The organism is Ruegeria sp. CDSA193, from assembly GCF_059611885.1.
Map to the genome: position 1 here is coordinate 151493 of NZ_JBXWPN010000006.1, position 14528 is coordinate 166020.

General features: G+C 59.3%; 12 protein-coding genes. 1 reads left to right on the forward strand and 11 read right to left on the reverse strand.

All coding sequences use genetic code 11. The features are described 5' to 3' along the window. Positions 1–14: 14 nt before the first annotated feature. Genes murC through ftsW form a run of 3 tightly spaced genes read right to left on the reverse strand, consistent with a single transcriptional unit; the run spans position 15 to position 3669 of the window. Positions 15–1412, reverse strand: coding sequence for a UDP-N-acetylmuramate--L-alanine ligase (gene murC / locus AC2FLG_RS13150; RefSeq protein WP_282021454.1), 1398 nt, complete (start codon positions 1410–1412; stop codon positions 15–17). After that, the gene (locus tag AC2FLG_RS13155; protein ID WP_496706537.1) at positions 1409–2506 is read right to left on the reverse strand and encodes a UDP-N-acetylglucosamine--N-acetylmuramyl-(pentapeptide) pyrophosphoryl-undecaprenol N-acetylglucosamine transferase; all 1098 of its coding nucleotides are present in this window, start codon (positions 2504–2506) and stop codon (positions 1409–1411) included. Before AC2FLG_RS13155 ends, murC begins: the two co-directional genes overlap by 4 nt. After that, positions 2506–3669 carry a putative lipid II flippase FtsW gene (ftsW, locus tag AC2FLG_RS13160; RefSeq protein WP_496689711.1) on the reverse strand — a complete coding sequence of 388 codons (1164 nt, stop codon included), beginning with the start codon at positions 3667–3669 and terminating at the stop codon, positions 2506–2508. Before ftsW ends, AC2FLG_RS13155 begins: the two co-directional genes overlap by 1 nt. Positions 3670–4151: 482 nt before the next feature. Here ftsW and AC2FLG_RS13165 point away from each other — a divergent pair, with 482 nt between their 5' ends. Further along, on the forward strand, positions 4152–5333 hold the full coding sequence (locus AC2FLG_RS13165; RefSeq protein WP_496706539.1) for a BaiN/RdsA family NAD(P)/FAD-dependent oxidoreductase: 1182 nt from the start codon (positions 4152–4154) through the stop codon (positions 5331–5333). 22 nt (positions 5334–5355) lie between these two features. On the opposite strand, the gene AC2FLG_RS13170 is transcribed toward AC2FLG_RS13165, so the two are convergent. The 8 genes from AC2FLG_RS13170 to rsmH form a co-directional block, all read right to left on the reverse strand. Beyond that, entirely contained in the window at positions 5356–5730 is a 375-nt protein-coding gene (locus AC2FLG_RS13170) for a glycine zipper family protein (RefSeq protein ID WP_246097157.1), read from the reverse strand. Between the two features lie 111 nt (positions 5731–5841). After that, positions 5842–7236: a UDP-N-acetylmuramoyl-L-alanine--D-glutamate ligase gene (gene murD / locus AC2FLG_RS13175; RefSeq protein ID WP_496706540.1), complete on the reverse strand. Its 1395-nt coding sequence runs from the start codon at positions 7234–7236 to the stop codon at positions 5842–5844. A gap of 147 nt (positions 7237–7383) precedes the next feature. After that, positions 7384–8466: a phospho-N-acetylmuramoyl-pentapeptide-transferase gene (mraY, locus tag AC2FLG_RS13180; RefSeq protein ID WP_282021459.1), complete on the reverse strand. Its 1083-nt coding sequence runs from the start codon at positions 8464–8466 to the stop codon at positions 7384–7386. Between the two features lie 24 nt (positions 8467–8490). Next, a complete protein-coding gene (locus AC2FLG_RS13185) occupies positions 8491–9885 on the reverse strand; it encodes a UDP-N-acetylmuramoyl-tripeptide--D-alanyl-D-alanine ligase (protein WP_496706542.1) in 1395 nt (464 codons plus the stop codon). Continuing rightward, positions 9882–11363, reverse strand: a complete 1482-nt coding sequence (locus AC2FLG_RS13190; RefSeq protein ID WP_496706544.1) for a UDP-N-acetylmuramoyl-L-alanyl-D-glutamate--2,6-diaminopimelate ligase — start codon at positions 11361–11363, stop codon at positions 9882–9884. The genes AC2FLG_RS13185 and AC2FLG_RS13190 overlap by 4 nt, the downstream gene beginning before the upstream one ends. Before the next feature lie 21 nt (positions 11364–11384). Continuing rightward, positions 11385–13172, reverse strand: coding sequence for a peptidoglycan D,D-transpeptidase FtsI family protein (locus tag AC2FLG_RS13195; RefSeq protein WP_496690904.1), 1788 nt, complete (start codon positions 13170–13172; stop codon positions 11385–11387). Beyond that, complete coding sequence (gene ftsL, locus AC2FLG_RS13200; protein WP_142635053.1) at positions 13169–13537, reverse strand: cell division protein FtsL; 369 nt, start codon at positions 13535–13537, stop codon at positions 13169–13171. The genes AC2FLG_RS13195 and ftsL overlap by 4 nt, the downstream gene beginning before the upstream one ends. Then, positions 13534–14526: a 16S rRNA (cytosine(1402)-N(4))-methyltransferase RsmH gene (rsmH, locus tag AC2FLG_RS13205; RefSeq protein WP_496706729.1), complete on the reverse strand. Its 993-nt coding sequence runs from the start codon at positions 14524–14526 to the stop codon at positions 13534–13536. The genes ftsL and rsmH overlap by 4 nt, the downstream gene beginning before the upstream one ends. Positions 14527–14528: the final 2 nt, after the last annotated feature.

Genomic DNA, 14528 nt, shown 5'->3' on the forward strand with positions numbered 1-14528 from the left:
CGTCACATCGCCTGTTATTTCTGCAAGCGCGAAGGCAGGCCATTGGCCCAGGCGCTGATCGTACCGGCACCAAGGCAGACAACCATGTCTCCGGGGCGGGCCTGCTCACGAACCAGACGTTCAAGATCGGATTCGTCCATCAAAGCGCGGGCATGTCGATGCCCATGCCGGATGAGCCCCTGAACCAGGTCATCGCGGGACGCCCCTTCGATCGGGTCCTCTCCGGCAGCGAAAATATCGGCGATGGCAACAACGTCGGCGTCATTGAAACAGGTACAGAAATCATCGAACAGATTAGACAAACGCGAATACCTGTGGGGTTGATGGACCGCGATCACACGGCCTTCGGTGGCCTGGCGTGCGGCTTTCAGAACCGCTGCGATTTCAACCGGGTGGTGACCGTAATCGTCGATGATTGTGACGCCATCGACCTCACCCACTTTGGTAAAGCGACGATTGACGCCACCGAAATTAGCCAACGCTTCGCGGATTTCGGCGGCTTTCATGCCCAGATGGCGGGCAACAGCAACCGCAGACAACGCGTTCGAGACGTTGTGGTCGCCGGGCATCGGCAGGGTGCAGCCCTCGATCCTCTTGTCTTCGTATTGCAGGTGAATGTCGAAATGTGCGACGCCGCCCTTATAGGTCAGGTTCTCGGCCCGCACATCCGCCTGCGCGTTGAAACCATAGGTCCGCACGCGCCGGTCTGTGATGCGACCCACCAGTGTTTGCACTTCGGCGTGGTCGGTGCAGCAGACGGCAAGCCCGTAAAACGGCAGGTTCGAGACAAATTCGTAGAACCCGTCGCGCAGCTGGTCGAAATCACCCCAATGCTCCATATGCTCGGGGTCGATATTGGTGACAATGGCAATGGTCGCGGGCAGCCGGTTGAACGAGCCGTCGGATTCGTCCGCCTCGACCACCATCCATTCGCCCTGCCCCATCCGCGCATTCGAGCCATAAGCGTGAATGATGCCGCCATTGATCACGGTCGGGTCAAATTCCCCTGCCACCATCAGTTCAGCCATCATCGTGGTGGTGGTGGTCTTGCCGTGGGTTCCGGCAATGGCGATGTTGGATTTCAGGCGCATCAGCTCGGCCAGCATATCGGCCCGGCGCACCACTGGCAGGCCGCGCGCACGGGCGCCGTCCAGCTCCGGGTTGCCCGGTTTGATCGCGGTCGACACCACAACCACGGCGGCGTTCTCAAGGTTTTCAGCACTTTGACCGACAAAGATCTCGGCGCCCAGACCAGCAAGGCGGTCGGTGATTTTCGACGCTTTCAGGTCCGAGCCCTGTACCCGGTAGCCCAGATTCAAAAGCACCTCGGCAATGCCCGACATCCCGATCCCGCCGATACCCACGAAATGGATCGGCCCGACATCCTGCGGCAGTTTGGTTGCTGGGGTCATGCGGTCTCCTTCTGCGCCAACTGTTCGACCTGGGCGACCAAACGCTCGGTCGCGTCCGGTGCGCCGGTCGATAGGGCGGCATGGGCCATCTTTTGTGCGGCTTCAGGGTTTGTCAGAACTGCGGTGATTTGCTGCGTCAGCGAAGGAACGTCAAGCAGGTTCTCGGGGATCATGATTGCCCCTCCGGCCTGAACCAGCCCGCGTGCATTGGCGGTCTGATGATCGCCCGCGGCGGCGGCATACGGGATCAGGATCGAGGGTCGCCCGATGACGGATATATCCGCCACACTTGACGCACCTGAGCGTGATATCACCAGCTGCGCATCGGACATACGACGGGGCACATCCTGAAAGAACGGTTTCACTTCGGCACGGATACCGTGGTCGTCATAAAACGCGGAAACACGGGCACCGTCTTCGTCGCGGGCCTGATGCGCGACACGAATATGGCGGCGCATCTCATCAGGCAGCGCGGCAATCGCTTCGGGCACAATCTGACTAAGGATGCGCGCCCCTTGCGAGCCACCCATCACCAGGATCGACATCGGGTAATCACCTGGTGGGATATAGCCCGCCGCAGCCCGGTCCAGCACAGCGGCCCGAACCGGGTTGCCAGTATGTATGCCCTTTGCACCGTCCGGCAGATCAGTCGGCCAGACACCGCAAGCCACCTGCGCCACGCGAGTCGCAAACAGCTGATTCACACGGCCCAAAACGCCATTCTGTTCATGGATCATGCGCGGGATCTTCGACATCGTCGCAGCGCCCAGCGCCGGGATTGAGGGATAGCCGCCAAAGCCGACCACGACGTCCGGTCGGTCGCGCAACATCTGAAACGCCATACCGGCGACACCACCTGCGATCTTGGGACCGACCATCAGTTTGGCGGGCAGTCCGCCACGGGCGAATGTGGCCGAGGACGCCTCGACAATTTCAGTCGAATGCGGAAAGCCACCCGTATATCGTGCGCCGCGCGTATCGGTGGACAAGCGCACACGCCAGCCCCTGTGCAGCATCGCCTCGGCCAGCGCCTGAGCCGGGAACATGTGGCCCCCGGTCCCGCCAGCCGCAATCAGAAGGTAGGGTTTGCCCATCAGCCTCGTCCGCGTAGAATATCACCAAGTTCGCCCTGAGGGCGGGTGCGGGTAAACGCCAGAAGCATGCCGATTGCAATACCACCTGCAATCAGCGAGGACCCACCATAGCTGACGAACGGCAAAGTCATGCCTTTGGCAGGCAAAAGGCGCACGGCCACGCCCATATTGATCATCGCCTGAACCCCGAACATGCAGGCCAGACCGGTACCCGCCAGACGGATGAACATGTCGCGCTCGCGCATCAGCCGCAGCAATGACCGCACGACGATCAGCGAATACAGTGCAATGATGATCAACACCAGGATCAGGCCATATTCTTCGGCCGCGACAGCGATGATGAAATCCGTATGCGCATCGGGCAGCGACCATTTCACCTGCCCTTCACCCACACCGACACCGAAAAGCCCGCCCTCGCGGATCGCATTGGTGGCATAGCCCAGCTGAGTGGTCGGATCGACCTCTTGGTTCAGGAACCCGTCAATACGTCGGGCGAAATGTTCCGAGTTGGAATAGGCGAACATACCGCCTAGCACGACAAACCCCGCCATACCAACCAGCAACAACATCGGCGCACCGGCAACGAAATACATCACGCCCCAGCCAAACAGGATCAGGCAGGCCTGACCAAAATCGGGCTGCATAACCAACATGGCGACAATCGCCATGCACAGCGCAAAAGACCATAGCCGACCGGGCGGGCCGTTGATCTGTTGTGACGCGGCCAGCAACCAGGCCGCCACAACGATAAACCCGGGTTTCAGAAATTCAGACGGCTGCAGCGAGGCAAAGCCAAGCGAATACCAGCGCACCGCACCTTTGCCAAAATCTGTGCCAAAGACGGGAAGGAAGACCAGCGCGACAAACGCCGCAAGAAACCCCAACACCGCCAGACGTCGAACCAGTGTGGGCGACATCATCGAAGTCAGCAGCATCGCAACAAGCGCCATTCCGCCGAACAACGCCTGGCGTTCGACGTAATGGAACGGATCGAACCCGTTGCGACCAGCCAGCGGCGGCGATGAGGCCAGCCCCAGCAACAGCCCGATGACAAACAGGATCAGTACGCAGGACATCGTCCAACGATCGATCGTCCGCCACCACTTTGGTAGAATCGGTTCTCCGCGCTGGTCCTGGACCGCGCCATACACCATCTCAGTCATGAGATACCGCCACTATCTGCCTCGTCAACGCCCCGTTTTCGGGGTCTACGTGCGACTCTACAGGGGTTTTAGCGTTTGGGCTAGTGGAATGACGCCGCGACAGGGGGAAATTGGCGCCTTCAAGCCAGTGATCCGCTTCAGGGCTTCCCGTACCGGGCGTTCGGATCACCTAGGGAACAAGATCGTAGTGCTTTATCCTTCTGGATTCGACCAATTCAGCCTTTTTCCCAGTCGAACTGTGACTTGAGAAATGCGCGTGATCACTGAACCGCCCCCCTGTGCAGTGCGTCAAATTGAGCTTTCTTGTCAGGCGTATTCTGGCACATGGTATTCCGGCCTATATCACAAATGTTCCAACTGCCAATTTCATTCCAATTTCCCAAACCAATCAGAGGACGGAGCCACAGTCACGGACGGACGTTTGCAGCGCGTTTTCACGTCTCCCCCTTGCCATCCCAGCCATTCCACGCCATCCCCCGCGCATGACTTATGATACGATCATCCTGGGCGCCGGTGCTGCTGGCTTGATGTGTGCCGCCCATTGCGTTGGGCGCGTTCTGGTGATCGATCACGCGAAGGCGCCGGGTGAGAAAATCCGCATATCGGGCGGCGGGCGGTGCAATTTCACCAATATGTATGCAGGGCCGGGCAACTTCCTGTCTCAGAACCCGCATTTCTGTAAGTCCGCATTGGCGCGCTACACGCAGTGGGATTTCATTGAAATGGTCGGGCGTCATGACATCGCTTGGCACGAGAAAACACTGGGACAGCTGTTCTGCGACGGTTCCTCGAAACAGATCATCCAAATGTTGCTGGATGAAACAGAGCGAGCCGGGGCCGAGCTGTGGGTAAGGACCGAGATGAAGGACCTGTGCAAAACCGACACTGGTTTCGCGCTGACGGTTGAACGCGAGGGGCAGCGTCATGCCCTGACCTGCACCAATCTGGTTCTGGCCACGGGTGGCAAGTCGATCCCTAAAATGGGGGCGACGGGTCTGGCTTATGACATCGCGCACCAGTTTGGATTGCGGATGACCGAGACACGCGCGGCTCTGGTGCCGTTCACCTTTTCCGATGGCAGGTTCAAGGACCTGTCCGGTGTCTCGCTGCCGACGCGGCTGTCGAACGACCGGACCAGCTTTGACGAGGCTTTGCTTTTCACCCATCGCGGCCTCAGCGGACCAGCTGCGCTGCAACTATCCTCATACTGGCGCGAGGGTGAGGCGATCCGAGTCAACCTGATCCAGGATATGCCACTGTTCGACCTGCTGAGAGATCAGCGCCAAAACAGCGGACGCAAAGCCCTGACTACTGAACTTTCCCGGCAGTTACCCGCGCGATTGGTCGATTTCCTGAGCCAACACATTCCCATGCAAGGCAATTTGGCCGACCAATCGGACACCGCCCTTTCGGACCTGGTCGAGGCCCTGTCGAACTGGCATCTGACCCCGTCCGGGACCGAAGGCTATCGCACCGCCGAGGTCACGCTGGGCGGCATCGACACCGATGATCTGTCGTCAAAAACGATGGAGGCCAGGGATGTCCCCGGCCTCTATGCGATAGGTGAAGCGGTGGATGTCACCGGTTGGCTGGGCGGGTACAATTTCCAATGGGCATGGTCCTCAGGCCATGCCGCTGGAACTGCAATCGCCAGTCGTGGTTAGCCGACACGGTATTTGCGCGGCACTAGCCGACGACGTTGTACCCACGGCCACGCATGCAGTTACGCACCAACACTTCTTTGTTCTGGTTCTTGTTGATCACATCCGCACCGGCGCCAACCAACGCACCTGCAACTGCAGCACGGCCCAGATTATCGCTGCTGTCCTGTACGATCCCGGTCACTGCGGCTGCGCCAACGGCGCCGATGGCTGCATTCCCGGCCGTGGTGCCATCAACAGATGCCTGCGATGCCGCAAGCTGTTGGCACTGCTGCAGATCAACGTTGTAATTAGGGCCAACCGGACCATCGATGATCGGCTGGTAGTTTGCGCCAGTGTTGGTGCAGGCACCCGCAATCAGAATGGCAGGCAGGATCAGGGAAAACTTACGATATGGCATAGTCATAACCTCGTGTTGAATTTGACGGGTAGCAAAACCAAAAAATATGGCGCGTCAAGCTGATAGCATCTCAGCTTGGCCCAACCGGCGATCTATTGCAAATGGCGTATCCTAAAGCCGATTGCGAACCTGTTCGGCAAAATCCTCACCGCGTTGTTCGAAATTGTCATATTGATCAAAACTGGCTGCGGCAGGGGCCAGCAAAATCGTCTCGCCCGACTGCGCGTCGTTCATTGCCTGTTCAACGGCTTCTGCCATTGTGGTGCAAACCAGGGTATCTGCCTGTAACTGCATTGCAAATCCGGCAGCTTCGCGCCCGATCACATAAGCCTTGAGCACATGTTCACTGGCTGAGTTGAGTGCAGACAACCCGCCCTCTTTCTCAAGCCCGCCACAGATCCAGCGGACCTTCTTGAACGCGTTCAACGCCTTTACTGCGCTGTCGACATTGGTCGCCTTTGAATCGTTCACATAGGTGACCCCATCCGCTTCGGCGATGATCTGACTGCGATGCGGCAGGCCCGGATAGCTGTGCAAAGCATCCTGAATGATCCGAGGGGCCAACCCCAACGCGCGGCACGTGGCGTAGGCGGCACAGGCATTCTGGTGATTATGTGCACCGGGCAGACCTTTGATCTCGCGCAAGTCAATCGACCCCGCCTGTCGCCCCTTGCGATACTCCGACAGGAACCCTTTGCGCGCAAATACCTGCCATCCGGGTCCGGTCAACTTGCGGGCAACCGAGATACGGATCACCCGGTCATCCGTTGGCGCTTCGGCCAGCTGACCAGCCAGAAAGGCGCCTTCGTCTTCATCCACGCCGATCACGGCACGGTCAGGGCCACCTTCGGCAAACAGACGGCGCTTGGCGGCGAAATAGCCCCCCAAGCCACCGTGACGATCCAGATGATCCGGTGACAGATTGGTGAAAACGGCCACATCAGGTGTCAGCGACCGCGCAAGCTCTGTCTGATAACTCGACAACTCCAACACCACGACCGAGCCATTGCCCCCCGGATCAATGTCCAATACGCCTCGGCCGATATTCCCCGCCAGCTGTGCCTCACGGCCAGCTTCGGTCAGGATATGATGGATAAGTGCGGCGGTGGTTGATTTCCCGTTCGACCCGGTCACCGCGACCACGCGGGGCGGAGTATCGAGATTGTCCCATTCTGGCCCGGCGAACGAGCGGAAAAACAAACCGATATCGTTATCCACCGGTACCCCGGCCTCAAGCGCGGCCGCCACAACCGGGTTAGGCTCTGGGTACAGATGGGGGATCCCCGGCGACACGATCAGAGTGGCGACATCATCAAACGCCCCGTGACGGCCTAGATCGCAGCATGTGAACCCTTCGGCTTCGGCCGCCGCGCGTGCAGCCGGATTATCATCCCAGCAGACGGGTTCGGCCTTACCGGCCCGCAAGGCGCGCGCCGTGGTCAGGCCAGACCGACCCAGCCCCAGAACCGCAACTTTCTGTCCTGAAAACCCTTTGACCGGGATCATATTTCCCACCTTCTTTCGACTTCAAATGCGCCGACACACTGCACAGATGAACCTGCCATTGGCAAGATCGACAGCAGGTTCGTGCGCAGCGCGAGCCCGGCCCAACAGGAGGCGGCGGGCCGGCTGTCCTCCGAATCTGGCGGGAGCCTACCGGACCTTCAGCGTCGCAAGCCCAATCATCGCCAGGATCAGTGAGATGATCCAGAACCGGATCACGATGGTGGGCTCGGCCCAGCCCTTCTTCTCATAGTGATGATGGATCGGGGCCATCAGAAACACGCGACGACCTGTGCGTTTGAAATACAGCACTTGGATGATCACGCTCAGCGCTTCGACCACGAACAGACCTCCGACGACAGCCAACACCAATTCGTGTTTGGTGGCCACCGCAATCGCTCCCAAAGCGCCGCCCAAGGCAAGCGATCCAGTATCGCCCATGAACACGGCCGCAGGCGGCGCGTTATACCATAGAAACCCAAGGCCAGCACCGAACAGGGCCGAGGTGAAAATAAAGATTTCGCCGGTTCCGGGCACGTAATGCACATCCAGATACTCAGTGAAGTCGACCCGGCCCACTGCATAGGCGATAATCCCCAGGGTCGATGCGGCGATCATTGCGGGCATGATCGCCAGCCCGTCCAGCCCATCGGTCAGGTTCACCGCATTTGCTGACCCAACGATCACGACAATCGCGAAGGGAATGTAGAATATCCCCAGATTGAGCAGCGTGTCTTTGAATACCGGCACAGCAAGCTGATTCTGCAGCGCCTCAGGGTGGTGCATCGTGGCCCAAATAGACGCAAGAACTGCGATAACCACACCAAGTCCTAACCGCATTTTCCCCGAAACACCTTTGGTGTTTTGCTTGGAGACCTTGGCATAGTCATCTGCAAACCCAATGGCGGCATAGGCCAGCGTCACGAATAAGACCATCCAGACATAGGGGTTGTCCCACCGTGCCCAAACCAGTGTCGATGTGACAAGCGCGCCTACGATCAGCAAGCCGCCCATGGTCGGCGTGCCCGCTTTGGAGAAGTGCCCCTCGGGGCCATCATCCCGGATCGGTTGCCCTTTGCCCTGCTTGCGGCGCAGAACATTGATCAGCGGTTTGCCAAAGATAAACCCGAAAATCAGCGCTGTCATAAAGGCACCGCCCGCCCGGAACGTGATGTACCGGAAGAGATTGAAAAAATCCCCTCCGTCCGACAGGCCGGTCAACCAATAGAGCATATCAATACCTTTCCCGTGCGGCGATCATGGCTCAAGCGCGTCCCCTTGCCCCATTTCCCGCAAACCGTCAACAATTCGCGCCAGCGCCATGCTGAGTGATCCTTTGGCAAGAACAGTGTCGCCTGCGCAGATCAGCTCTGGCAGCCGTTCAGCCATCTCAACGCTGGTCTCAAACCAAAGTCCGCGCTTTTCCGCTGGCAACGCATCGTAAAGCGCTTTCATAAGCGGGCCAATGCAGTGAACCTGATCCATCTGCGTCATAGCCGCGACATTTGCCATCGCTGCATGCATGGGGATCTCTTGTGCGCCCAGCTCTTTCATATCACCCAGAAATGCGATCCGACGCCTGCCCTGTGAGGCGGCCAAAACTTCCAAGGCAGCCTCCATCGAAGTTGGATTGGCGTTATAGCTGTCGTCCAGCAATTCGACCTGATCACCATCCGCCAGTGAAATCTGCTCGCGAACGCCGCGACCTTTTACCGGCAACCAGTTGCCCAAGCCTGCGATGGCTTCGTTCAGGTCGACACCAAGTTCAACGCAGGCCGCCAATGCCCCAAGTGCATTCATGGCAAAATGAGTGCCTGCTGATTGCACATCAAAGGAGATGGCTTTTCCGTCGACCCTGGCCGTTGCATGGACCGAGTCCGGTTTCTGCACAACTCCGGTCAGCACGTAATCTGACGCAGCGCGTCCAAAGTCGACAATCCCTGCCCCAGCCTGAGTTGCGTATTGGCGCAGGATGTCGGCATGTTCGATATCCGCATTTACGATGGCCGCGCCGCCTGGGAGTAACCCTTCAAATATCGCTGCTTTCTCTTGGGCTATACCTGCGACGGACTCGAATGCTTCCAGATGGACTGCCGCGACGGTGGTAACCAAGGCCACATGCGGGCGGGCCTGACGCGCCAGCGGAGCAATCTCTCCGGGATGATTCATCCCGATCTCGATCACAGCGAATTCGGTATCGCGCGGCATCCGCGCCAGCGTCAGCGGCACACCCCAGTGGTTGTTGTAGCTGGCAACGCTGGCATGTGTTTTTCCATGCATTTCCAAGATGTTGACCAGCATTTCTTTGGTCGATGTCTTGCCGACGCTGCCGGTTACACCGACCACGCGCGCCTCTGTCCGGGCACGAGCCGCCTGTCCCAGCGCCTCAAGCCCGGTCTGCACGTCCTCGACGATCAGTAACGGCGCGTCCGGGGAAACGCCTTCGGGTATCTGCGAGACCAGCGCTGCGCCTGCGCCCTTCTCAAGCGCTTGCGCCACAAAATCGTGACCGTCGCGCACCGCCTTCAGCGCAACAAACAGATCTCCGGGCTGCAATGTGCGGGTGTCGATGGATACGCCATTGACCTGCCAATCGGCGGTGGCACGCCCGCCAGTGGCCGCAACAGCCTCAGCCGCAGTCCAGAGCGTCATGCCACCCTCCCATCGAGGGCGGCCACGCTGATGCTGGCCTGTTCTACGTCGTCGAAAGGTAAAACCTGATCGCCCACGATCTGTCCTGTCTCGTGCCCTTTACCGGCGATCAGCAGCGCATCACCCGGTTGCAGGGCATCTATGCCGCGCAGGATGGCTTCGGCACGATCACCCACCTCGGTCGCCTCGGGCGCGCCCAGCATCACCGCAGTACGAATGGTGGCCGGGTCTTCGGTGCGGGGATTGTCGTCGGTGACAAATACCACATCAGCGTTATTGGTCGCAGCCTTGCCCATCAGCGGGCGCTTGGTCGCATCACGATCTCCGCCGGCACCGATGACGGCAATCAGCCGGCCCATAACATGAGGGCGCAAAGCCTTGAGTGCCGTGGCCACAGCATCTGGCGTATGGGCGTAATCGACAAACACAGCAGCCCCGTTTTCACGCGTCGCAGCCAGTTGCATCCGTCCCCGGACCGTCGTCAGATGCGGCAGGGTCTCGAAAACACGCGTGGGATCTTCGCCACCAGCGATCACCAGCCCACATGCCAGCAGGATGTTTTCAGCCTGGAACCCACCGATCAGGTTCAATCGGGTCTGATACACCTTACCCTGCCACGAAAACCGCAGATCCTGCCCGGTTGCATCAAAGCGCTGATTGAGCAGACACAGATCTGCATCACCCAATCCAACGGTCAGCACATTTTGCCCGCGGGTTTCAGCGATACGACGAACCTGCCCACCCTTTGGATCGCTCATGTTGACCACAACCGTGCCGTCCTGAGGCAACACGCGGTCGAAAAGTCCTGCTTTGGCGGCAAAATACGCCTCGAAGGTTTCGTGATAATCCAGATGATCCTGGGTGAAATTCGAGAAACCCGCTGCCGCCAACTGTACCCCGTCGAGGCGGCGCTGCTCGAGACCATGCGAGGATGCCTCCATCGCGGCATGTGTCACACCGTTCTCAGCCGCCTCGGCCAAACACCGATGCAGGGTGATCGGTTCGGGCGTTGTATGCGCCAGAGGGGCAGTCCATGCGCCCTCGACCCCGGTTGTGCCCAGGTTGACGGCCGCATGACCCAGTTCCATCCAGATTTGGCGGACAAAGGTCGCGACAGAGGTTTTACCATTGGTCCCCGTCACAGCCACGATGGTTTGAGGCTGCTTTCCGAACCACAGTGCTGCGCATCCTGCCAGCGCCTGCCTTGGGTCTTCAACCACCACCAGCGCGGCATCCGACCCCGCAAGCACATCCGCTGCGACCTCGACCCCTTCGGCATCGGTGAGGATTGCGGCGGCCCCCATGCGCAGAGCATATTGAATGAACTCTGCGCCATGGACCCGCGTTCCCGGAAGTGCCGCAAACAGATAACCGTCTTTGACCTCGCGGCTATCAACGGCCAACCCGGTAATCTCAGGGTTTGCACCCGCACGCGCGGTCAGGGCCAGTTGGCTGAGTTTCTTTGTCCTAGTGCCCATGACCCACCTTTCGCCGGACGCCTAATTCGAGGTCAGCGTTATAGCAGCGCGCGCCTCAGGCTCAAGCCGGGGGCGCAGACCCAGCAAGGGCGCGATCCGTCCGATCAATTCTGCCGCCACAGGGACGGCTGTCCACCCCGCCGTCCGGCGCTTTTCGCCATAGGCCACGATGGAAGGTTCATCCAGCGTGACGATCAGCACGTATTTCGGATCATAGGCCGGGAAGATCGTGGCGAAAGTGGCGATGACTTTGTCATCATAGTACCCACCGCGCGGTTTCGGTTTGTCTGCCGTACCGGTTTTACCTGCCACGTCATACCCCGCGACATCGCCAAAGCTGGCGGTGCCATCGGTGACAACCTTGCGCAGCATCTTCTGCGCCTGCGTCGCCGCCCCCAGCGACATCACGCGCGGGCCATATTGTGACCCGCTCCGGCGCAGAATGGTTGGGCTGACATAATACCCGCCATTGGCAATCGCCGCATATCCCGCCGCCAGATGCATCGGGCTGGTCGACAAGCCATGGCCATAAGAAATGGTCACTGTGCTCAGCTCACCCCATTTCTTGGGCTTGAGCGGCTCACCACCTTTTGCTTCGACAATCTCGAACGGGGTCGGTTCGAACATGCCCAGCGAACGCAGGAATTCCTGTTGCCGCTGCGCGCCAATTTGCAGCGCCAGACGCCCAGTACCCCGGTTCGAGCTGTGGACGATCACATCCGCCACGCTGATCTTGCCGTAATTCTTGCCGTTGAACTCACCAATCGGAAAACGACCGATTTTCATCGGACCCGAGGTGTCGATGATCGTTTCAGAATTCACCAGACCAAGCTGAATTGCCTGCGCGGCGGTGAATATCTTGAACACCGATCCCAACTCGTACACGCCCTGCACATAGCGGTTGAACAAGGGGCTGTCCGATGGATCGAACCCCGAGGTCGGGGGGCGCGGGCGATCATTGGGATCAAAGGATGGCAGCGACGCCGCCGAGATGACCTCGCCCGTATGCGCATCCATCAAAACGGCTGAGGCGCCTTTGGCGTTCATGATCTTCATGCCACCAAAAAGCACCTGTTCGACAGCGGCCTGTACAGTCAGATCCAGCGAGAGTTGCAGCGGCTTGTTTCCGTTGGCAGGGTCCCGCAGATAATCGTCGAACTGCTTTTCAATCCCGGCCACGCCTATCACCTCGGCAGCGCTCACGCCTTCACGCCCAAAACCTGACCCGCCAAGGATATGTGCTGCCAGCTTGCCATTCGGGTAAAGGCGCATTTCGCGGGGGCCAAACAGAATACCTGGATCACCGATGTCATGCACGGCTTGCTTCTGCTCGGGCGAGATACGCTTTTTGATCCACAGGAACTTGCGGTTGCCGGTGAAATCCTTGATCAGACGCTCTTTTTCCAAATCCGGGAAGATTGCCACCAGTTGATCCGCGGCGGCAATCGGATCGATCATCAACGGCGGCTGGGCATAGACGGAATAGGTGTCCAGGTTGGTCGCCAGAATGCGCCCTTCGCGGTCAACAATATTGGCGCGCTGCATCGCGATTGTGGCACCGGGGGCGTTGGCCAAGGGCTCTTGCGCCTCGGATGTCGCAAGCATCCCCATCCGAACGCCAACCACCGAGAAGGCGCAAAAGAAGAAAAGACCCAGCACCAGCAAACGGCCCTCGGCCCGAGCGCGGGCCCTGTCCTTCATATCTTCATGGCGCTTCTGGATGTTTTCGCGCTCGATAACCTTGGGGTTTTCACCGCGTGCGCGCGCATCCAGGACACGGGCCAGAGGGCGGAGGGGCGTGCGCGTCATGGGAACTGCACCTCTCCCAACGCCTTAATGTTGGTTATCGCCTGCAATTCGATGGGATCGACAATCGGAAGATCCGGATCCTCGGCATAGGCAACCTGATCCGCGCGTCCGAACTGCTCTGCTCGCAAGGGCAGCAGGCCGAGACGTTCAAAATTCAGATCCGCCAGCTCTCGAAGACGATCAGGACGGTTCAAATAAGCCCATTCCGCATTCAGAACGGCCAGTCGGACCTGTGCCACGCCGATCTCTCGTTGCAGTGTTTGCGTTTCTTTCACAACTTGCTGGGTGCGGTAGTTCTCTTGATACGCCCAAAGGGCCACCCCGAACACGGCCAAGGCAGTCAACACATACAATACACTCTTCATTTTGCCCTTCCCCCTAGTTGCGGCATCCCAATGGCACGGGCTTCAATTTCCCCTGCCGGAGCCTCGGTGCGCACAGCAACACGCAGCTTGGCTGAGCGCGAACGCGGATTTTCCTGCAATTCCTGATCGTCCGGCCCCACCGCCTTACGGGTTTTAAGCGTAAATTGCGGCAGGTCCTGCTCAATTTCGGGCGCATAGCGATTGGCCCGGCCGGTTTTGCCCGCCCGCGACTGAAAGAACCGCTTTACCATGCGATCTTCGATCGAATGGAATGTCACAACAGCCAGCTGCCCGCCCGGTTTCAGCGCGCGCTCAGCGGCCATCAGGCCCTGGAACAATTCTTCATATTCTGCATTCACCGCGATGCGCAGCCCCTGAAAGCTGCGTGTCGCGGGATGCGATTGACCGGGTTTGGGCCTGGGCAGACAGGATTCGACAAGCCCCACCAACCGCAAAGTGGTTGTGATCGGCTCTTCCGCCCGCGCCTTTACGATAGCCCTGGCAATTCGCCTGCTGGCGCGTTCTTCACCATAGTGAAACAGGATGTCGGCGAGCTGCGCTTCGCTTGCAGTGTTGACCAGATCAGCCGCGCTTTCGCCGTCCTGGCTCATGCGCATGTCCAGCGGGCCGTCCTTCATAAAGGAAAAGCCACGCTCGGCCAAATCCAGCTGCATGGAGGAAACCCCAAGGTCCAGCACCACCCCGTCCAAGTCCTGCGCGTATTCGTCCAGACGCGAAAAGACGCCGGGCTGCATCACCAGCCGATCACCATAGCCCTTGGCCCAGTCCGCAGCCATTTCAAAGGCCAGCGGATCACGATCAACGCCGACGACCTTGTCCGCGCCTGCCTCGAGCAGGCCACGGGTATATCCTCCGGCACCAAAGGTTCCGTCCAACCAAACACCCGACACCGGAGAGACCGCAGCCAGCAAAGGGCGCAATAATACCGGAATATGTGGTTTGTCAGAAGAGGTTTGCGCACCGGCCATGC